General features: G+C 70.9%; 19 protein-coding genes and 1 tRNA gene. 2 read left to right on the top strand and 18 right to left on the bottom strand.

Features of this window, described 5'->3' with window-relative positions; translation table 11 throughout:
- Positions 1 to 3: 3 nt before the first annotated feature.
- The 17 genes from V7Z98_RS10300 to V7Z98_RS10220 all read right to left on the bottom strand — a co-directional run bounded on the left by V7Z98_RS10300 (position 4) and on the right by V7Z98_RS10220 (position 14,591).
- Complete coding sequence (locus tag V7Z98_RS10300; protein WP_293266325.1) at positions 4 to 261, bottom strand: HypC/HybG/HupF family hydrogenase formation chaperone; 258 nt, start codon at positions 259 to 261, stop codon at positions 4 to 6.
- Between the two features lie 3 nt (positions 262 to 264).
- Positions 265 to 933, bottom strand: a complete 669-nt coding sequence (locus V7Z98_RS10295) for a transglutaminase-like domain-containing protein (protein ID WP_293266323.1) — start codon at positions 931 to 933, stop codon at positions 265 to 267.
- Positions 926 to 3,367, bottom strand: coding sequence for a carbamoyltransferase HypF (gene hypF, locus V7Z98_RS10290; protein ID WP_334157882.1), 2,442 nt, complete (start codon positions 3,365 to 3,367; stop codon positions 926 to 928). Before hypF ends, V7Z98_RS10295 begins: the two co-directional genes overlap by 8 nt.
- Before the next feature lie 63 nt (positions 3,368 to 3,430).
- Positions 3,431 to 4,507: a hydrogenase nickel incorporation protein HypB gene (gene hypB, locus V7Z98_RS10285; protein WP_334157881.1), complete on the bottom strand. Its 1,077-nt coding sequence runs from the start codon at positions 4,505 to 4,507 to the stop codon at positions 3,431 to 3,433.
- Positions 4,508 to 4,626: 119 nt separating this feature from the next.
- Positions 4,627 to 4,977 carry a hydrogenase maturation nickel metallochaperone HypA gene (gene hypA / locus V7Z98_RS10280; protein WP_293266317.1) on the bottom strand — a complete coding sequence of 117 codons (351 nt, stop codon included), beginning with the start codon at positions 4,975 to 4,977 and terminating at the stop codon, positions 4,627 to 4,629.
- Positions 4,970 to 6,178 (bottom strand): hypothetical protein, encoded by a 1,209-nt coding sequence (locus V7Z98_RS10275; protein WP_334157880.1) that lies wholly within the window; start codon positions 6,176 to 6,178, stop codon positions 4,970 to 4,972. Before V7Z98_RS10275 ends, hypA begins: the two co-directional genes overlap by 8 nt.
- Entirely contained in the window at positions 6,175 to 7,089 is a 915-nt protein-coding gene (hybE, locus tag V7Z98_RS10270) for a [NiFe]-hydrogenase assembly chaperone HybE (RefSeq protein WP_334157879.1), read from the bottom strand. The genes V7Z98_RS10275 and hybE overlap by 4 nt, the downstream gene beginning before the upstream one ends.
- A 7-nt stretch (positions 7,090 to 7,096) precedes the next feature.
- Positions 7,097 to 7,306, bottom strand: a complete 210-nt coding sequence (locus V7Z98_RS10265; protein ID WP_334157878.1) for a rubredoxin — start codon at positions 7,304 to 7,306, stop codon at positions 7,097 to 7,099.
- Complete coding sequence (locus V7Z98_RS10260; protein WP_334157877.1) at positions 7,299 to 8,327, bottom strand: hydrogenase expression/formation protein; 1,029 nt, start codon at positions 8,325 to 8,327, stop codon at positions 7,299 to 7,301. The genes V7Z98_RS10265 and V7Z98_RS10260 overlap by 8 nt, the downstream gene beginning before the upstream one ends.
- A 51-nt stretch (positions 8,328 to 8,378) precedes the next feature.
- Positions 8,379 to 8,879: a hypothetical protein gene (locus V7Z98_RS10255; protein WP_293266309.1), complete on the bottom strand. Its 501-nt coding sequence runs from the start codon at positions 8,877 to 8,879 to the stop codon at positions 8,379 to 8,381.
- Positions 8,876 to 9,250: a HypC/HybG/HupF family hydrogenase formation chaperone gene (gene hypC / locus V7Z98_RS10250; RefSeq protein WP_334157876.1), complete on the bottom strand. Its 375-nt coding sequence runs from the start codon at positions 9,248 to 9,250 to the stop codon at positions 8,876 to 8,878. The genes V7Z98_RS10255 and hypC overlap by 4 nt, the downstream gene beginning before the upstream one ends.
- Positions 9,250 to 9,984 (bottom strand): HyaD/HybD family hydrogenase maturation endopeptidase, encoded by a 735-nt coding sequence (locus V7Z98_RS10245; protein WP_334157875.1) that lies wholly within the window; start codon positions 9,982 to 9,984, stop codon positions 9,250 to 9,252. Before V7Z98_RS10245 ends, hypC begins: the two co-directional genes overlap by 1 nt.
- A 188-nt stretch (positions 9,985 to 10,172) precedes the next feature.
- Positions 10,173 to 10,553 (bottom strand): HigA family addiction module antitoxin, encoded by a 381-nt coding sequence (locus V7Z98_RS10240; RefSeq protein WP_293266303.1) that lies wholly within the window; start codon positions 10,551 to 10,553, stop codon positions 10,173 to 10,175.
- 2 nt (positions 10,554 to 10,555) lie between these two features.
- Positions 10,556 to 11,263, bottom strand: coding sequence for a Ni/Fe-hydrogenase, b-type cytochrome subunit (cybH, locus tag V7Z98_RS10235; protein ID WP_293266301.1), 708 nt, complete (start codon positions 11,261 to 11,263; stop codon positions 10,556 to 10,558).
- 45 nt (positions 11,264 to 11,308) lie between these two features.
- The gene (locus V7Z98_RS10230; protein ID WP_293266299.1) at positions 11,309 to 13,102 is read right to left on the bottom strand and encodes a nickel-dependent hydrogenase large subunit; all 1,794 of its coding nucleotides are present in this window, start codon (positions 13,100 to 13,102) and stop codon (positions 11,309 to 11,311) included.
- Positions 13,103 to 13,105: 3 nt separating this feature from the next.
- Complete coding sequence (locus V7Z98_RS10225; RefSeq protein WP_293266297.1) at positions 13,106 to 14,200, bottom strand: hydrogenase small subunit; 1,095 nt, start codon at positions 14,198 to 14,200, stop codon at positions 13,106 to 13,108.
- Positions 14,201 to 14,515: 315 nt separating this feature from the next.
- Positions 14,516 to 14,591, bottom strand: a tRNA-Thr gene (locus V7Z98_RS10220).
- Positions 14,592 to 14,730: 139 nt separating this feature from the next.
- On the opposite strand from V7Z98_RS10220, the gene V7Z98_RS10215 reads away from it, so the two are divergent.
- Both V7Z98_RS10215 and V7Z98_RS10210 read left to right on the top strand, forming a co-directional pair.
- Positions 14,731 to 16,575 carry a diguanylate cyclase gene (locus V7Z98_RS10215; RefSeq protein ID WP_334157874.1) on the top strand — a complete coding sequence of 615 codons (1,845 nt, stop codon included), beginning with the start codon at positions 14,731 to 14,733 and terminating at the stop codon, positions 16,573 to 16,575.
- 121 nt (positions 16,576 to 16,696) lie between these two features.
- Positions 16,697 to 18,259, top strand: coding sequence for an MFS transporter (locus V7Z98_RS10210; protein WP_334157873.1), 1,563 nt, complete (start codon positions 16,697 to 16,699; stop codon positions 18,257 to 18,259).
- Here V7Z98_RS10210 and V7Z98_RS10205 read toward each other — a convergent pair.
- The gene (locus V7Z98_RS10205) at positions 18,256 to 18,825 is read right to left on the bottom strand and encodes a pseudouridine synthase (RefSeq protein WP_334157872.1); all 570 of its coding nucleotides are present in this window, start codon (positions 18,823 to 18,825) and stop codon (positions 18,256 to 18,258) included. The two genes, V7Z98_RS10210 and V7Z98_RS10205, sit on opposite strands and share 4 nt — an antisense overlap.
- Between the last annotated feature and the right edge of the window lie 34 nt (positions 18,826 to 18,859).

Below are 18,859 nucleotides of genomic sequence, written 5' to 3'. Positions count from 1 at the left end.
TCCTTACGCGTTGGCCAGGCTGGCGGCCAGGGCGTCCTGGCGCTGCGCGTCGTCCAGTGCGGCGAACAGGGCCAGGGTCTTTTCCGCCTCGTCCGGGTCGAGCCGGGTCAGGGCGTAGCCGACGTGGACGATCACGTAGTCGCCCACCGCGACGCCCTCCACCAGGGCCAGGGAAATCTCCTTGCGCACGCCGCCCAGTTCGATGCGGGCGCCGTCATCGGGCAGGAGATCGACGATTTTGGCGGGAATGGCCAGGCACATGGGTCAGGCGTCCTTGAAAGCGGATCGGGTCAATGGGGCCAGGGAAAGGGGCGTCCCGGGCAGCACGGCGGCGTCCGGCAGATTGTCCATGGCATCGGCCACGCTGACGCAGCCTTGCAGCACCTCGGTCACCGCCGCCACCGGCTCGGCCCACAGACCGGGGAAGTCCACCTCCCCCGGGTCGTTCAGGACGAAGGCCAGCCGCTCCACCGGCGGGGTGAAGCGGGCATCCACCCCGGGCTTGTTGCCCCGGGCGTCGATGCGGTACCAGCCGTGGCCGGGCAGATGGACGGCGTTGAGGCCGTGCAGGCAGTAGCGCTCGCCCCCCGGCACCAGGGTCAGGCGCTGATAGCACAGGGCGGCGGGAATGCCGTTGGCGCGCAGCAGGGCCGCCAGCAGATGGCTCTTGGCGTAGCAGTAACCGGTGCGGTGGCGCAGCACGTCGGAGGCGGTGCAAGTGAGCGGATTGTCGGCGTCGTTGCGGTAATCCCAGCTGTGGCGGATCTGATCGCGCACGAACTCAAAGCAGCGTTGGGCCACGGCCAGGGGGGTGGCATCGCTGTCTGCATCGGTCCCGGTGGCAAGCTCTCGGGCCACTTTGCGGATGTCCGGATGGTCGGCGTCGACGATCGGCGAGGCGGCCAGGTAGGGGGCGAGGGTCGGGTCAGTCATGGGCGTGATGGCGGGCGGCCCAGGCCTGGCCGAGGGCCAGGCCGCCGTCGTTGGGCGGGGCCTGGCGGGCTTCGAGCATCGCCAGGCCGTGATTGTTGAGGTGGACGCGCAGGTCCGCGGCGAGCAGGGCGTTGAGGCAGCAACCGCCGCCCAGGGCGACGGTGCCCAGCCCCCGGGACTGGGCCGACCGGGCGGCCCAGTCGGCCAGGGCAGCGGCGACGGTGGCGTGGAACAGGTCGGCGGCGGCGTCCAGGGCACGTTCCCGCGCGCCCTCTTCCACCGGCCAATCGGCCAGGGCCGCCAGCAGGGGGGCGAAATCCAGGGCGCCAGCGGTATCGATGACCCAACCGCCGGCCAGGGGCGCGGCGGCGTGGCCGGCCCGGCGGCGCTGCCGGTCGGCCCGGCCTTCCAGCTCCATGGCGGCCTGGGCCTCGAAGCGCTGCACGGCGCGCAGGCCGAGCAGGCCGGCGGCGGCGTCGAACAGGCGGCCCAGGCTGGAGGTGGGCGGGCAATTGACGCCCTGGGCGAGCATCCGGGCGATCACCGCGGCGCCCTCCTGGCCCGGGTGGCGGCGGGCGACGAAGGCTTCGATTTCACCCCCGCGCCCGAGGCGGTGCAGGGCGCTGGCGGCGAGGCGCCAGGGTTCCCGGGCGGCCTTGTCGCCGCCGGGCAGGTGCAGGGGCGTTAGGCCGGCGAGACGGGTGCAGCCGGCGCCGGACACTTCCAGCAACTCGCCGCCCCAGAGGCCGCCACGCTGTTTGTCATCCCCGCCCAGCCCCACCCCGTCCAGAGCCAGACCGAGCACCGGGTGGTCGGCCGGGGTGCCGCTTTCGGCCAGCACGGCGGCGATGTGGGCGTGGTGGTGGCCCACCGCCACCGCCGGGATGCCCTGGGCGGCGGCAAAGGCCTGGGCCAGCCGGGTGGAGGGGAAGTCCGGGTGGCGGTCGTGGGCCACCAGATCGGGCCTGGCGTCAAGGACGTGCAGCAGGTGGTCCACGGTTTCCTCGAGGAAGGCCACGGTGGCCGGGCTGTCCAGGTCGCCGACGTGCTGGGAGAGGATCGCCTCGCGGCCCTTCATCACGCACACCGTGTTCTTCAGGTAGCCGCCGAAGGCCAGCACCGTGGGACCGTCGTCCTTGAGCTTGATCGGCCGTGGCGTCTGGCCCCGGCCGCGGCGCACGAACTGGACGCCGCCGCCGTCAAGGCGGATCACCGAATCGTCGCTGCGGATGACGATGTCCCGGTCGTGGAGCAGGAAGGCGTCGGCGATGCCGGCCAGGCGCTGCACCGCCTCGGCGTTGCCGGTGACCAGGGGCTCGCCGTGGGGGTTGGCGCTGGTCATCACCAACACCAAGGATTGGGCCGCCCCCAGCCAGTCGAGCCCGGCGGGTCGTCCGGCGGCGGCGTGGAAGAGCAGGTAGTGGAGCGGCGCGTAGGGCAGCATGGCGCCGATCCAGGCCAGGCCCGGGGCCACCCCGGGCAGGGCGGCGTCGGTATCCGTCCCCTTGCGCAGCAGCACCACCGAGCGTTCCGGCAGTTCCAGCAGGCCGGCGGCCTCGGCCCCCAGAGGGCCGGACAGGTCGGCCACGGCGGCGGCGCTGGCCACGTTGGCGACCATCACGGCGAAGGGTTTCTCTTCCCGGTGCTTGCGCCGGCGCAGCTCGGCCACGGCGGCCGGGTTGCGGGCGTCGCAGGCCAGGTGGAAGCCGCCGTAGCCCTTGATGGCGACGATGGCGCCGGACTGGAGCAGGCGTACCGCTCCGGCCACCGGGTCATCGATCCCGTCTGCCAGGGGCGCCCCGTCGGCGCCGAGCAGGGCCAGTTGCGGGCCGCAGGCCGGGCAGCAGTTGGCCTCGGCGTGAAAGCGCCGGTCCCGGGGATCGGTGTATTCGGCCAGGCAGTCCGGGCACTGGGCGAAGGGCGCCAGGCTGGTGCGGGCCCGGTCGTAGGGCAGTTCCCGGGTGATCGAGTAGCGCGGGCCGCAGTGGGTGCAGTGGGTGAAGGCATAGCCCTGGCGGCGATTGCCCGGGGTGAACAGGTCCACCAGGCAGTCGTGGCACAGGGCGCTGTCCGGGCCGATGCGGGTGCTGGTGCCCTGGCCGCCCCGGCTCTCGACGATGAGAAAGCCGGGCAGCCCCCGCTCCGGCGCGGCCTCGCGCACCTCCACCGCCTCGACCCGGGCCAGTTCCGGCGCCTCGGCGCGCAGCCGGGCGACGAAGCGCTCCACCAGCGGCGCCGGGCCCCGGGCCTCGATGTCCACGCCCTCGGCGTCGTTGCGCACCCAGCCGGCCAACCCCAGCTCGAAGGCCAGGCGGTAGACGAAGGGGCGGTAGCCCACCCCCTGGACCAGGCCGCGCACGCGGATGCGGCGGCACAGGACGGTGACGGCGGGCAGGGAGGACGGCGGGGGAACGGGCACTGCGCTGGAACTCATGGGAAGCCGGGAAAAGCGGGAAAAGGGGTTGCCGCGGCCACGCATGGGCCGCGGCCGTTCACCTTACTTGGCGGCGAGCTGGGCTTCCAGTTCGGCGATGCGTTTTTTCAGGGCCTCCACCTGATCGCGGCGGCCCGCCCGGGCGCCGGCCACGCCCTGCTCCAGCCACGCCAGCCAGGCGTCGAACCCGGCCCCGCTGGTGGAGGACAGCTGGATCACCTCCAGCCCCGGATTGACCCGGCGGGCGAAGTCGATGGCCCGGTCCGTATCGAAGCTCAGGTGGGGCAGCAGGTCGCACTTGGAGAGCAGCATCAGCCCGGCGGCGCGGAACATGTCCGGGTACTTGAGGGGCTTGTCCTCTCCCTCGGTGACCGACAGGATCACCACCTTGTGGGCCTCGCCCAGGTCGAAGGCTGCGGGGCACACCAGGTTGCCCACGTTCTCGATCAGCAGCAGGGAATCGTCCGGCGGGGCCAGGGTTTCCAGGGCGTGGCCGACCATGTGGGCGTCCAGGTGGCAGCCCTTGCCGGTGTTGATCTGCAAGGCCGGCGCCCCGGTGGCGCGGATGCGCTCGGCGTCGAACTCGGTCTGCTGGTCCCCCTCGATCACCGCAATCGCCAGGCGGGCCTTGAGGGCCTCGATGGTGCGGCACAGCAGGGTGGTCTTGCCCGATCCCGGGCTGGACACCAGGTTCACCGCGAAGATGCCCTTGTCGGCCAGGGCGCGGCGGTTGCGCTCGGCGTAGCCGTCGTTCTTGGCCAGGATGTCCTGCTCGATCTTGACCATGCGCCCCTGGCTCAACCCCGGTACGTGGGCCCCGGCGGGCCCCAGGCCGTAGTGGTGGTGGCCGGCGCCCTGCTCGTGGCTGTGGTCGTGGGCCTGCTCGCCGTGGGGGTGGTCGTGGCCGTGATCGTGCCCATGGTGATGGTGGTGATCGTGGCCACTGCCGTGACCATGATCATGCGCGTGATCGTGACCGTGGGCGTGGTGGGTGCCGTCGGCGTGGTGGTGATGATGGTGATGCCCGGCATGGCCGTGTGCATGACCATGCTCATGGCTGTGGCCGTGCTCGTGGTCATGATCGTGGGCCACTCCATCGACCCGGACCTCGCCGGGGGCGCAACCGCAGACGGTACACATGGTGATCTCCTCGTTCTCTTCTGTTCGCGGCGCCGGGCGCCGGTCGATTGGTTATTGCGTGATCGTTGCTCGGGCTGCATGCCGTGCCGGAAAGCCGGCGCGGGCAGCGGTCAAAGGCGTCAGGCCAGTTCGAACTCCCGCACCCGCATCTCCTGGCCGGCGGTGGGCTGGACCTGGTGGCGGCCGCACTCCGGGCACGGGTCGTAAAGGGCGGCCAGGGGCACGGTGCGGCTGCAATTGAGGCACCAGCCCTGCCCCGGGATGCGCTGGATTTCCAACCGGGCGCCGTCGGCGACGCTGCCCCGGGTCACGGCGTCGAAGCAGAACAGCAGGGCCTCGGGTTCCACCGACGACAGTTCGCCCACGTCGAGGAACACCGCCCGCACCCGGCCGACACCGCTCACCCCCTGGGCGGCGGCGGTTTCTTCCACCAGGCCGAGGATGCTCTCGGCCAGGGCCATTTCATGCATGGAAATTCTCCACGGCGGGGGATGGGTCGGAGCCGGTTCCAGCGGTGCAGTCACTCCAATCCCCGTCATCCGCCGCCTCCGGCGCGGCGCCGATGCGCCAGACCAGGGGCACGCAGGGGTCGAAGGCCAGGGCCAGGGTTTCGGCCAGCTCCCGGGCTTGCGCCGGCGAGGCGCAGCGGGCCTGGGCCAGAGTGGCGGCGAAGGGCCCGGCCGGGGCGAACAGGGCCTCGGTGGGGGCGTCGATTCTATACCCGGCCACCCGCTCTTCCCCATTGTCCCGGCTGCCCAGGCGGGCGGTATGGCGCAGCACGCCCCGGGCCGTGCTCACCTGCCCCACGCCCGGTGCCGGGCAGGCGAAACCCGCCTCCCAGACCAGGGTCGAGGCTTCGGCGGGAAAGGCGGAATCGGCCCGGGCCATTTCGTCCGCCTCGGCCAGGGCCAGGGCGGCGCGCAGCAGGGCGCGCCAGCGGCCGGCCAGGGCGTCGGCCACCGGCGTGGCAGGCGTGGCCGGCGTAACGAGCGCAGAACCGCCGCCCCAGGCCCGGTCCACACTGGCGGCCCAGGCCAGCTGGTGGCCGGCGAAGGAATCGGGCGATGCCGCCCGGGTGCCCCAGCTAGCTCCCTCTTCGGCCGCTCGCCAGGCCAGGGCGGGCAGCTCGCCTACGGAACAGCCCAGGCGGGCGGCCAAGGCCGCCGGCAGGCAGGCCGGTTCGGTGGCGGACGCCCGCACCAGGGCGGCGAAGCCGGCCCGGTCGGGGGCCGCTCCGGCCCGGGCCGGCCAGTCGAGAAAGAGGCGCCAAGCGTGCTCGCGCAGCATCTCCCGCACCACCGGCGCCGGGTCCAGGTCTTCGGGACCGGCCAGCCCCAGGGCCAGGCGGGCCGCCGCCCCCTGGGCCTCGCCACACAGGGCGTAGAGGCGCGGCAGGCGGGCGGCCACCGCCAGGGGCGGCAGTCCGGCGAAGAGGCGGGCCAGGTCGGGGCGCTCGACCCGGCAGGCGATGGCCGCCAGGCGGCCGCCGTCGGCTGTGCCGCGCCACTGGGCGCTCACGGTGATGCGCCCGGCGAGGAGACCGGCGGTGGTGGCTACAGAATTGGCCACAGTGCTGGCGGCAGTATCGATGGCAGCGTCGGTGGCGGGGGTGGCGGGGTCGGTGGCAACAGCGGCCCCGGCCGGGATGACCATGTTTTCGGCCGCGTTCATGGCCGGCCTCCGGCGGTGCCGGTCAGACGGCGGAAGAAGCCCCGGCGGGCGGCGTCCGCCGGAGCAGCGGCAAGGGCCGAGGCGCTTGCGGCGCTGGCCGGCTGGACGGCCGCCACGGCATCGGCGGAACCAGTGAAAACAGGCCCGCCCCCATTGCCCGTCGCCGCAGCCGTTTTTGCCGATGGAGCGAAACCCCGCGCCAGTGCTTGTTCTCCAACCATGCCCTGCGCAGACTGGCTTGCAGCGCCGGTTTCCGAGACACCATCGCCAAGGTCCGCGCCAGTCGCGGGGTTTGACGAGGTGGCTGAACCAGGGCCCGCCCCGCTGGCCGGGCTTGCGGCCGGCAGTTCCTCGGGCGCGGCGATGCCGCCCGGGGTGAACAGGGCGGCCAGGGTGGCCAGGGCGAAGCAGCGGGCGTCGGCCTGGGTGGCCAGGCCCTCCACCGGGGAGAGCAGGGAGACGGTGTGGTAGGGGCCGGTTTCCGGCGCTTCGCCGCCCATGGCGGCGAAGTCCCCGGCGGGGAAGGCCCACACCCGGGTGCGGTCCGGGCCGAGGGGGGCGAAGCCAGCGGCCGCAGCCGCCGCCTCGCCGGCGGCCAGGGGCAGCAGCATCAGGTTGATCGCCCAGGGGGTGACCAGCACGCCCACGGCCAAGCCCTGCCAGGGGCGAAAGCCGATGGCCTCCACGGTCAGGGCCGGGTGGTTGATCGGCAGGCCGGCCATGGCGGTGGCAGCGATACGAGCGAAGGCCCGGGCCAGGTCGTTGCCCCGGGCCTCGGCGGCCTCGGCGGCTTCGGCGCCCGATGCCTGCGCCGGCGCCAAGGCGTCCCGAACCGCCGCTCCGGCGTGGGCGGCATCGCCCTGCGCAGCGGACTGACGGGGAAAACTGGGGAAGCGGGGGTTGCGGCTCACCGGGGGCTCATCCGGCCAGCACCATGAACTGGGTCTTGGCCGCGTCGCACTCGGGGCAGCGCCAGTGGTCGGGCAGGGCGGCAAAGGGGGTGCCGGGCGGGATCTGCCATACCGGGTCCCCGGCCGCCGGGTCGTAGACGTGCCAGCAGATGCCGCATTCGAGCTTGGTGTCCGGGGCGAGGCGGGCGTCGTTGCCCAGGTAGGAGCCTTCAAACACCGCTGCTCTCCTGTTCCTCCTGCTGCTCCGGCTCATCCAGCCCGGCCTGGCCCAGGCGCGCCTCGGCGAGCAGGGCCTCCAGGGTGGCCGCCGGAATGCGGTCTGGGCCGTCGGCCGCCGGAGCCTCGTCGCCGTCGAGCACGCCGAGCAGTTCGCGCAGGCGCTCGGCGGTGTCCTCGAAGTCTTCCCGGGCGGCCAGGGCGGCCTCGGGCATGTCCACCACTTCCAGGGTGTTGAGGATCAGGGTATCCATGGCGTTGAAGTACTGCACCCACCAGACGTGGGGCAGGCCGGTGGCGGTGAGGCGGCAGTTGCCGTAGCCCCGGGAGAGCAGGCTGACCCGGCCCCGGCCCAGGCCCTCGTCCAAGTAGGACAGGTCGTCCGGGGTTACCGGCAGCAGGGTCAGGTTCATCACGTGGGCCGGCTGGCCGGGCCGGTAGCGGCGGGAGCGCTCCACCAGTTCCCGGTACAGGGCTTCGCCGTTCATCAGCCCGGGGCGCGGCGCCGGGGCCGGTGGAGGGGCCTCGGGAAAGGCGTCCACCAGGTCGGCGGGGATCGCCGCCACTTCCAGGCGGTGGCTGCGCATGGCGCCGGTTTCGTCGGCGTGGAGCACCTTCCACAGGCCGGCGAAGGCGGTTTCCTGGACGCGGAGACTGTCACCGCCACGGCCGCTGACCTCCCCCTCCCCCAGGGTCTCGTCGAGGAGCCGGGTGAGGTCCGCCGACAGGGGGGCCAGGTCGAGGCAGGGGGCCGGGGCCGATCCGGGGGCCGCCGAAGAAGCGGCCAGCCAAGCCTCCAGCCCGTCGGCCAACTCGGCGATGCAGGCCTTCAGCTGGCCGGCCAGGGCCGGCGCCAGGGCGTCGGGCTCGGGGGGCAGGGGCAGACGGAATACCCGCATGTCGCCCGGGCTGGGCATCACTTCGGGGCTGCCGCCCTCCTCCTGGCTGCCGGGGCCGATGGCGCCGCCGGCGACCACGGGAATGGGAAAGGGGGTGACGGTCTTGTCGGTGAAGAGGGCCATGGTCGCTTCCGTGCTTGCGTTCTTGTCGCGTGATCGAATGTTCGTGCGGGCTCAGGCGCCGCAGGAGGGGGCGGCGGAGGCCACCGGGATGGCGAAGCCCGGGGCCCGGCGCGTTTCGCCGTCCACCAGGGCGCCCAGTTCGCGCTGGTACACCGCCCAGTCGCGCATGCCCTCGATGGCCCCCAGGTAGGCGCCGTCGCGCAGGGCCACCACCGCCGGCCAGACGCGCACGCCGTAGCGGCCGGCCAGGGCGCGGGCCAGTTCCAGGGGCAGCACCGCCAAGCGCACCGGCCGGGGCAGGTGCTTGACCGCCTCGGGCAGCACCACCGCCACGTCGTGGCTTTCCGGCACCCGGTCCGGGGCCTCGGCGAACAGCACCAGGGCCTCCCCCGGAGCGGCGGCGAAGGCGTCGAAGGCCTCGGCGGTGGCGGGCACGGCAAAGCCGTGGCGGCTTTCCAGGCGGCGGATCAGCTCGGCCAGGGGATCGGCGGCCACCAGGCCGGGGATGGCCTGGCCGACGGCGTGAGGATCGAGGGTTTCGGTGGCGGTCATGGGCGTTTCAGGTGGTCGGGGAGTTCGGGTTCCCGGTTGGCCAGGTCGGGGAAGAAGGCGTCGAAGGCGGCCGGATCGATGGGCGCCCCGGAACCGGCGGCGTCCTGAGCGGCTTGCAGGGCCACGTCCAGGGCGGCGAGGGCGGCGGCGATCTGGGTGGCCTCGGCGGCGGAGATGCGCTCCCGGGCGGCGCCGAGGAAGGTGAGCAGCCACTCGCCCTCTTCCACCGGGCCGAGCAGCAGGGTGTCGATGGTTTCACTGCCGGCGCTGCCGTCGCCGGGCCAGGGGGCGCAGCAGGCGAGCAGGCGCTCACCCTCGCCGGCGCTTTCCGGGGCGATGGCCAGCACGCGCATGGGGATGCCGACGCACATCAGGCGGCTCCCTGGGCGTTCGTGCCGCCGATGTCGCCGGCGGCCCCCGCGATTTCATCGCGGCGGTTGAGGAAGCGCGGGTCGCCGAGGCGCCAGGCCAGAGTCTCGTCGGGGCGGCCGGCTTCGTAGATGGACTGGTCGAGGCTGGCGTCGGCCAGGGTCTCGGCCAGGGGTTCGGGGCGCCGTTCCGGGGCAAAACCCCAGGCGGCGAGTTGGGCCACGGCAGCGTCGATGGCCGCCGGGATGCGTGCCTGGATCAGGGGGCGCAGACTGCCGCCGTAGTCGGCCAGGTCCTCGGGCTGCACGCCGATCAGCACCATGGTGTCGGGCAACTGGCCGGTGAAGGCGGCGGCGGCCAGCACTTCCTGGAAGCCGGTCTGGTGCAGGCTCATCTTCTTGGCGCCCATGAAGCGGGGCACCTCGTCGTCGCGCACCACTTTCACCTCGCCGGGTTGCAGGCCGTAGTCCACCGCGTCGAACACCAGCAAGCGGCGGGCGCCCTGGATGTAGGGCAGCAGGTACATACCCTGGGTGCCGCCGTCCATCACCGCCACGCCGGGGGGCAGGCGCCAGTCCCGGTGCAGGGTTTCGGCGCAGCGCACGCCGAAGCCCTCGTCGGCCCAGAGCAGGTTGCCGATGCCGAGGACCAGCACCTGGGAATCGGTGCCCGCGGCAGGGTCGAGGTCGAAAGGGGTCAGGGCTGACGTGGCGGACATGGTGGATAGGGCAGACATGGCGGTGGTCGGGACCTTGGCAGGGGCGCGGCGCGCCCGTTGTAACGGTTAGCGTTACATATCAAGGTCCGTGCCACCCCGGCCTTGCGGGATGAAAGGCCGTGAAAACAGCAGGTTGCGCAAATCAGCAGGGATAAGCGCGGCAACAGGCCGTCAGGCCGGCTGCCAACCCGGCGGACAATTGGAAATCAGCTTTCCACCACCGGGCGGTGGCGGTGCTTCCAGGCCTGATAGAGATCCCATTCCAGTTGTAGATGCAGCCAGAAGCGGGCGTCCTGGCCGAAGTGCAGGGCCAGGCGCAGGGCGGTGTCGGCGCTGATGGCGCGGCGGCCGACGATGATCTCGTTGAGGCGGCGGCGGGAGATGCCCAGGGTGCGGGCGAGGGAATCCTGGGAGAGCCCCAGGGGCCGCATGAAGCGGGTATGGAGAAAATGGCCGGGGTGGGCAGGCGCCCGCCCCGGCGAAAAGGGGCGCCGGAGGAGGAGTGGCGTCCCAGTCGACCGGCCCGGGCGCGCCAATCCGGGAGCGGGGTCGCCGCTGGATTGTCGCGCCGGGGACGGTCGCACCATCGTCAATCCTTGAACATGCGGTGGCCGGAGACCATGGTCGAGATCAGGCTCTGCCGGCTCATGATGTCTTCGCGGATGGCCGCATAAACGTGGATCATGACGAACACCACGAAGGCCCACATGGCCAGCCGGTGCCAGGTGTGCACGTCCTGGCTCTGGCCGAACAGGGGGATCACCCAGCTGGTGAACAGGGTGTGGGTCCAGTGCCCGGCCTGGGCGCCCTCGCCGTACAGGGCCAGCCCGGTGACGATGAGGAAGGTGGCCCCCAGGGTGAAGGCGAAGAACATGGACAGCTGGGCCAGGGGGTTGTGGCCGATGTACTTCTTGGGCTTCGGTTCGAGGAACAGGTACCAGCGCAGCTCGAAGAACACCTCGCCCCACCAAGCCTTGTCCCAGAAGGGCAGGATGAACAGCTGGCGGGCATGGTGGTTGCCGACGAAGGCCCAGTAGATGCGCCCGATGAAGCCGAAGACGAAGACATAGGCGGCGGCGAAATGGGCGAAGCGGATGGTGCCCATGACGTAGTGGTCGCTGGCCTCGCCGCCCATGGAGGGCAGGGGCTTGCCGATGAAGTAGCCGGTGACGGCCAGCACCACGATGGCCAGGGCGTTCACCCAGTGCCACAGGCGCACCGGGGCTTCGTACACGTAGTACGAGAGCACCTGGCGCCCGCCGGGACCTTCGCCCCGGAATTCACGCTCGATATGCATGACGGACTCCTTTGCCGTATGAACCGGAACGCGCGACCGGGACGGTCAGCGCACCTTGACCGAGGTCATTTCCTGACCGTCGGGGCTCATCACGTGGGTGGAACAGGCCAGGCACGGGTCGAAGCTGTGCAGGGTGCGCAGAATCTCCAGGGGCTGGTCGGCCTTGGCCAGGGGCGTGCCGAGCAGGGAGGCCTCGAAGGCGCCGATGTTGCCGGCCGGGTCCCGGGGGCTGCCGTTCCAGGTGGTGGGCACGATGCACTGGTAGTTGTCGATCTTGCCGTCCTTGATCTGGATCCAGTGGCCCAGGGCGCCCCGGGGCGCCTCGGTGAAGCCGACGCCCTTGCTGGCCTGGGGCCAGGTGGACGGGTCCCACTTCTCGACGTTGGCGGTGGTGGAATCGCCGGCCTTGAGGTTGGCGATCAGCCGGTCCTGGAAGTAGCGCATCTTTTCGGCGGCCCACTGGCATTCCAGGCCCCGGGCAGCGGTGCGGCCTAGGGTGGAGAACAGGGCGGTGAGGGGCACGTCGAGCTTCTTCAGCACCATGTCCACCGGGTCCTTGAACTCCGGGTTCTTCTGCACGTAGCCGATGATGTAGCGCGCCAGGGGGCCCACTTCCATGGCGTGGCCGCGCCAGCGCGGGGCCTTCAGCCAGGAGTACTTGCCGCCCTCGTCCAGGTTCTCGATGTTGGTCTTGGTGCCCTTGGCATTCTTGCCCAGGACGAAATTGGGCTCGGTGACGCCGTCGAAGGGGTGCAGGCCCTTGGATTCGTCGGCGTACTTGTACCAGGAGTGGGAGACGAATTCCTGGATCTGGGCCGGGTCCACCAGGTCCACTTCATGGACCTTGGTCAGGTCGCCGTTGATGATGGCGCCCCGGGGCAGCAACAGGCTCTTGGCCGAGTAGTCGTTGGCGATGTCCGGCACGTCGCCGTAGGACAGCACGCTCTGGCTCGACAGGCCGCCGCCGTGCAGCCAGCCCTTGTAGAAGGAGGCGATGGCGAGCAGGTCGGGCACATAGACCTTCTCGACGAACTCGATGGTGCGGTCGATGATCGAGCTGACCAGGTTGAGCCGCTCCATGTTGATCGCGCCGACCCCGCCCACGTCGTTGATGTTGATGGCGCAGGGCATGCCGCCGACGATCCAGTTGGGGTGCGGATTCTTGCCGCCGTAGATGGCGTGGATCTTGACGATCTCCTTCTGGAAGTCGAGGGCTTCCAGGTAGTGGGCCACCGCCATCAGGTTGGCTTCCGGCGGCAGCTTGTAGGCCGGGCTGCCCCAGTAGCCGTTGGAGAAGGGGCCGAGCTGGCCCGATTCGACGAACTTCTTCAGCCGGTTCTGCAGGTCGCGGAAGTAGCCCGGGGAGGACATCGGCCAGTCGGAGATGCTCTGGGCCAGCTCCGAGGTGCGCTTGGGATCGGCCTTGAGCGCCGAAACCACGTCCACCCAGTCCAGGGCGTGCAGGTGGTAGAAGTGCACCAGGTGGTCGTGCACGTACAGCGCCATCTGCATGATGTTGCGGATACTGTTGGCGTTGTCGGGAATCTGGATGCCCAGGGCGTTTTCCACCGAGCGCACCGAGGTCAGGGCGTGGGTGCCGGTGCACACGCCGCAGATGCGCTGGGTGAAAGCCCAGGCGTCGCGCGGGTCGCGGCCCTTGAGGATGACCTCCAGGCCGCGCCACATGGTGCCGGTGGAAACGGCGTTGCGGATGACGTTCTTGTCGTCCACGTTCACTTCCACCCGCAGGTGGCCCTCGATGCGGCAGACCGGGTCGACCACGACCCGCTTGCCGGAGTTGTCCAGGCTGAAGCCGTTGGCGGTTTGTTGTGCGGCCATTGTTTACTCTCCCTGCTTCTGTTCTTGGCTGGCGTTGCCTTGCTTGACCTTGGCCCGGGACAGGGCGGTCACCGCAGCGTGGGCGGCGATCGCCGCGCCAACGCCGCCGGCCACGGCCATGCCCACCTTGTCGGCGTTGCTCTCGATGCCGAACTGCTTGATGTCGGTGATGCGGTCGTAGAACGAGCCCTTGTCCCAGAAGCCGTCCTCGGAGCAGCCGATGCAGCCGTGGCCGGACTGGATGGGGAAGGACACGCCGCCGTTCCAGCGCGTGGTGGAACAGGCGTTGTAGGTGGTGGGGCCCTTGCAGCCCATCTTGTAGAGGCAGTAGCCGCGGCGCGCCGCCTCGTCGTCCCAGCCCTCGACGAACTGGCCGGCGTCGAAGTGGGGCCGGCGGTAGCACTTGTCGTGGATGCGCTGGCCGTAGAACATCTTCGGCCGACCCTGGCGGTCCAGCTCGGGCAGGCGCTCGAAGGTGAGCATGTAGGTCACCACCCCGGTCATCACCTCGGCGATGGGCGGGCAACCCGGCACCTTGATCACCGGCTTGTCGGTGATCACCTTGTGCACCGGCGTGGCCCGGGTCGGATTGGGCTTGGCGGCCTGGACGCAGCCCCAGGAGGCGCAGGAGCCCCAGGCGATGATGGCCTTGCAGTCGGCGGCCATGTACTTGAGCTTTTCGACGAAGGGCTTACCGCCCTGGAAGCAGAACATGCCGTCCTCGTTGAGGGGCGGGTTGCCTTCCACGGCCAGGATGTAGTTGCCCTTGTACTTCTTCTTGATCTCGTCGAGGATCGCCTCGGCCTGGTGGCCGGCGGCGGCCATCAGGGTGTCGTCGTAGTCCAGGGACAGCATCGACAGCACCACGTCCTTGGCCAGGGGGTGGGCGGAACGGATGAAGGATTCGGAGCAGCAGGTGCACTCCAGGCCGTGCAGCCAGATCACCGGGGTGCGCGGCTTGTTCTCCAGGGCGTGGGCAATCTTCGGCGCGAAGGCCGGGGCCAGCCCCAGGGAGGTGGCGGTGAGGCTACAGAACTTCATGAAGCTGCGCCGGCTGATGCCCTGGCGGCGCAGGACGTCGTAAAAGGTTTCGGTCACGGACGGTCTCCCCTCTCTTGTTCGATTCGGATGAAACACCTCTATCGAACCCGAGGGCGCAAGACCTGTGCCACCGTCCGGCACGGCAATATTTCGCTTTTATATCAATCGGATGAAAATCCGCGCCGGCCATCCCGCCCGCAACACCTGCCGCCAGCTTTGCACTGGCGGCACACAGCCGGAAACCTGCTAACCACCCCACCAAACCAGTGTCGGCCCGGTGCCCTGCCCCGGCCACGGGGCGAAAAAAAACGTCCAGGCCAGGGCTGGACGTTTTTCGCGGGCCGCGCCAAAACAAACCGGCAGTGGCGGGGGTGGTGCCGGCATCAGGAATCGAACCCGAGACCCCCTGCTTACAAGGCAGGTGCTCTACCAACTGAGCTATACCGGCAAAACCGCAGGCGCGGATTATAGCCCAACCCGTCCGCATGGCGTTCCCCCCTCCACGGAAACCCCCACTCGCCCTTACAATCAGAGTCCATATACGTCGTCGGCGAGCGTTTCGCCGTACCCTGCGGTGACCATCCATCATGGCGAACGCCGAACCAACCCCACTCGACATTGCCCGCGAGGCCTTGCTGCGCCTGGCCACCCGGCGCATCCCCCCCACTCCCGCCAACTACCGCGCCCTCTATCACGAGATCGCCGGCACCCAGGACGACGGCAGCGACGCTCTGCCCGACAGCGCCCTGAAAAACCTGGCGACTGCCCTGCCCCGGGCCACCCCGGCCCAGTTGCGGCTGGCCCGGGCGCTCGAGGACAACATGCAGAAGGGCGGCTGGAACGGCCTGCGCGACGCCCTGGTCCAGCACGCCAAGGAGCTGGAGGACCGGGCCGGCTGGGGTACCCTGATCAGCGAGCTGCTGCGCCAATGGGAACTGCGCCAGCCCGGCCTGACCGCGGCCCGCAAGCGCGAAGGCCTGCAACGGGTGCTGGCCAGCCAGGACGACGACGCCCTCTACACCCGCCTGCAAGGCCTGGTCCGGGGTTGGAGCGAGGCCGGCGCCGGCATGGCTGCCGAACCTGCCGACGCCGAGCCCCTGGCCGACCTGACCCCGGCCGAGGCGCCGCCCGACCCGGCCACCACCAGCAAGAGCGGACTGACCGGCTCCCAGTTCCTGGGCGGCTTCGCCGGCATCTCCCAGTTCTTCGCCGGCGGCGACGAGGGGGACGTGGAAGCCTTCGCCGACCTGCGCGAACTGCTCGCCACCGCCCTGGACATGGCCCTGGCGCCGGTGGTGCGCGACAACCCGGCAATGGCCGCCCAAGTCGCCGAACTGGCCACGGCGATGCGCACCGCCCGCTCGGTCAAGGCCCTGCGCGGCCTGACCGCCAAGGTCAAGCAACTGGCCTTCAAGATCGAGGTGTTCACCGGCGAACAGGCCGAGATCCGCACCGAACTGCTGCACCTGTTCGGCCTGCTGGTGGAGAACGTCGGCGAACTGGTGCTCGACGACCAATGGCTGCACGGCCAGGTGGAAATCGTCCGGGAGCTGGTGTCCCGCCCCCTGGACATCCGCAACCTGGAAGACGCGGAACGGCGCCTCAAGGAAGTCATCTTCAAGCAGAGCCAGCTCAAGCAAAGCCTGCAAGAAGCCCGGGAAGCCCTGAAGCAGATGCTGGCCGGCTTCGTGGACCACCTGGCGGATTTCTCCGAAAGCACCTCGGAGTACCACGACAAGCTGGAAACCTTTGCCACCAAGATTTCGTCGACCAACAGCCTGGCCGAGCTGGGGTCGGTGCTCGACGAGGTGATGCACCAGACCCGGGTGGCCCAGCTCAACACCCAGCGCACCCGGGACGAGCTGCGCGTCGCCCGGACCCGGGTGGAACAGGCCGAGGCCCGCATCAACGAACTCCAGGCCGAACTGGAACGTACCAGCGCCATGGTGCGCCACGACCAGCTCACCGGCACCCTCAACCGGCGCGGCCTGGAAGAGGCCCTGGAAAAGGAACTGGCGCGCAGCCGCCGCTACCAGTCGCCCCTGTGCATCGGCCTGCTCGACGTGGACAACTTCAAGAAGCTCAACGATTCCCTGGGCCACCAGGCCGGCGACGCGGCCCTGATCCACATGACCCAGGTGATCCGCGACGGCCTGCGCCCCCAGGACGCGGTGGCCCGCTACGGCGGCGAGGAATTCCTGCTGCTGCTGCCCAACACCCCCCGGGACGAGGGCGTGCTGGCCATGCAGCGCTTGCAGCGGGAGCTGACCCGGCGCTTCTTCCTGCACAACAACCAGAAGCTGCTCATCACCTTCAGCGCCGGGGTCACCGAGGTTACCGACCTGGACAACGAGGAAAGCGCGGTGGCCCGGGCCGACGCCGCCATGTACGCGGCCAAGCAGGCGGGCAAGAACCGGGTGTTCGCCGCCTGAACCGGCGGGGCGCCATGGCCGGGAAGGCTCACCCCAGGGATGGCCGGCGCCCGCCGCTTCGGCCGTCCGGGCCGGGTGTTCGCAGCCGACTTCCAGCGCCCCCCGCCGCGGGGGCCGCGCCGTGATCGATCCGGCCCCTGCCGACCCCGCCCCCGGCCACCATCTGGCCGGCTGGCACGAGCGCAAGAAGCGCCTGCTGATGCTGCTCCTGCCGGCCATCGCCGGCGTGGAATTCCTCGAAAGCGGCATGTTCGTCTTTGCCGCCAGCCACATCGCCGGCGGGGTGGACGCCGCCCCCCGGGAATTCGCCCAGGTGCTGGCCGCCTACGCCATCGGCAGCATGATGATGATCGCCATGCAGCAGTGGCTTGCCCGCCACTTCGGCTACCGCCGCTACCTGGCCGCCGCCTTCGCCCTGTTCGTTGCCGGGGCCGTGGCCAGCGCCCTGGCCGAGGGCCTCCAGGCCCTGACCCTGGCACGGCTGGTGGAAGGCTTCGGCGGCGGCGCCCTGTTCACCAGCAGCCGCATCCTGGTGATGCTGCTCTTTGCCCCTGCCGAGCGCCCCCGGGCGCTGCGCCACTTCATCGTCGTGCTGTTCGGCCTGAGCGCCCTGGGGCCGGCCCTATCGGGCTGGCTGGTGGAAAGCTGGGGCTGGCGCTGGGTGTTCGCCGCCCCCGTGCCCCTGATGGCCCTGGCGGCGGCGGGCGCCTGGATGCTGCTGCCCGACGCCGTGGGGCGCAGCGGCGAGCCGGTGCGCTGGGCCGCCGGCCCCCTGCTGCTGTTCGCCGCAGCCATCACCCTGGTCCAGCTCGGTCTGTCGGAAGCCCGCTACGACGTCTTCCTCAACCCCCTGCACCTGATCGCCCTGGCCCTGGCCGGGCTGCTGCTCCTGGGCTGGTTCGCCGCCCACCAGTGGGGCCACGACGAGCCCCTGCTGCGGCTGCGCGAGCTGCGCCACCCGGCCTACCTGCTCGGTCTGGGCTTCTACTTCATGCACTACTGCATGTCCAACGCCAGCAGCTACGTCTTCCCTATTCTGGCGGAACGGGGGCTGGGCATGCCCCTCTCCACCGTGGGCCTGCTCAACAGCTTCGCCGCCGCGGTGACCTGGGCCGCGGCCTTCGCCTACGTCCGGTTCGGCTCCAAACTCCCCGCCAAGCGGCCCCTGATGGCCGCCGGCGCCGCCGCCCTGGCCCTGTCGGCCTGGCTGCTGGCGTCCCAGCCGCCGGACGTCAACGTCGCCGCCCTGCTGCCCGCCCTGGCGGCCAAGGGCGTGTTCGGCGCCTTGTTCGTGCTGCCGGTGGCCGGCCTGACCTTCCGCGAACTGGGGGAGGAACGCTTCGCCCCGGGCTACCAGGGCAAGAACCTGATGCGCCAGTTGGCCGGCTCGTTCGGCACCTCCCTGGCGGCCATTGCCCTCACCGACCTGCAATTTTCCGCCCACACCCAACTCGCCGGGGGCATGGAGCACACCGTGTCGGCCGGCTGGATCGCCGCCCTGGAGGCCGGCTTTGCTGCCCGGGGCTTTTCCCCAGGCGAGGCCCACGCCGCCGCCCTGGCGGAAGTGGCCCGCCTGATCGGCCAGCAGACCCTGCTGCTGGCCTGCGACGAGTTTTACCGGCTGCTGGCGGTCCTGGCCGCCCTGGTGCTGGTCGCCGTGCTGGCCCAGCGCCGCTTCCGCTAACGGCCCGCCAGCAGGGCCGACCCGTCGCCCTCGCGCAGCGCCCACTCCCCCGGGGCCAGCCCGTCCACCGAGAAGGGGCCGACGGCGGCCCGCACCAGGCGCAGGGTGGGATGGCCCACCGCCGCCGTCATGCGCCGCACCTGGCGGTTCTTGCCCTCCTTGATGGTCAGCTCGATCCAGGCCGTGGGGATCGCCGCCCGGTAGCGGATCGGCGGGGTACGCGGCCACAGCCCGGCGGGCTCGTCGATCAGCCGGGCCTGGGCCGGCCGGGTGCGGCCGTCCTTGAGGTCCACGCCGTGGCGCAGGGCGTCCAGGGCGGCGGCATCCGGCACGCCCTCGACCTGGGCCCAGTAGGTCTTGGCCAGCTTGAAGCGGGGATCGGCGATGCGCGCTTGCAGCGCCCCATCATCGGTGAGCAACAGCAGCCCCTCGCTGTCGGCGTCGAGCCGGCCGGCGGGATAGACGCCGGGCACGGAAATGAATTCGGCCAGGGAGCGCCAGCGCCCTTCCGGGGTGAATTGGGAGAGGACCCCGTAGGGCTTGTTGAGCAGCAGCAGGCGGGACATCGGGTGGAATCTGGATGGTCGGATGAAACTGACG

The organism is Oryzomicrobium sp., assembly GCF_036820405.1.
Classification (GTDB): Bacteria; Pseudomonadota; Gammaproteobacteria; order Burkholderiales; family Rhodocyclaceae; genus Oryzomicrobium.
This window is presented reverse-complemented; position numbering and strand designations above follow the sequence as displayed.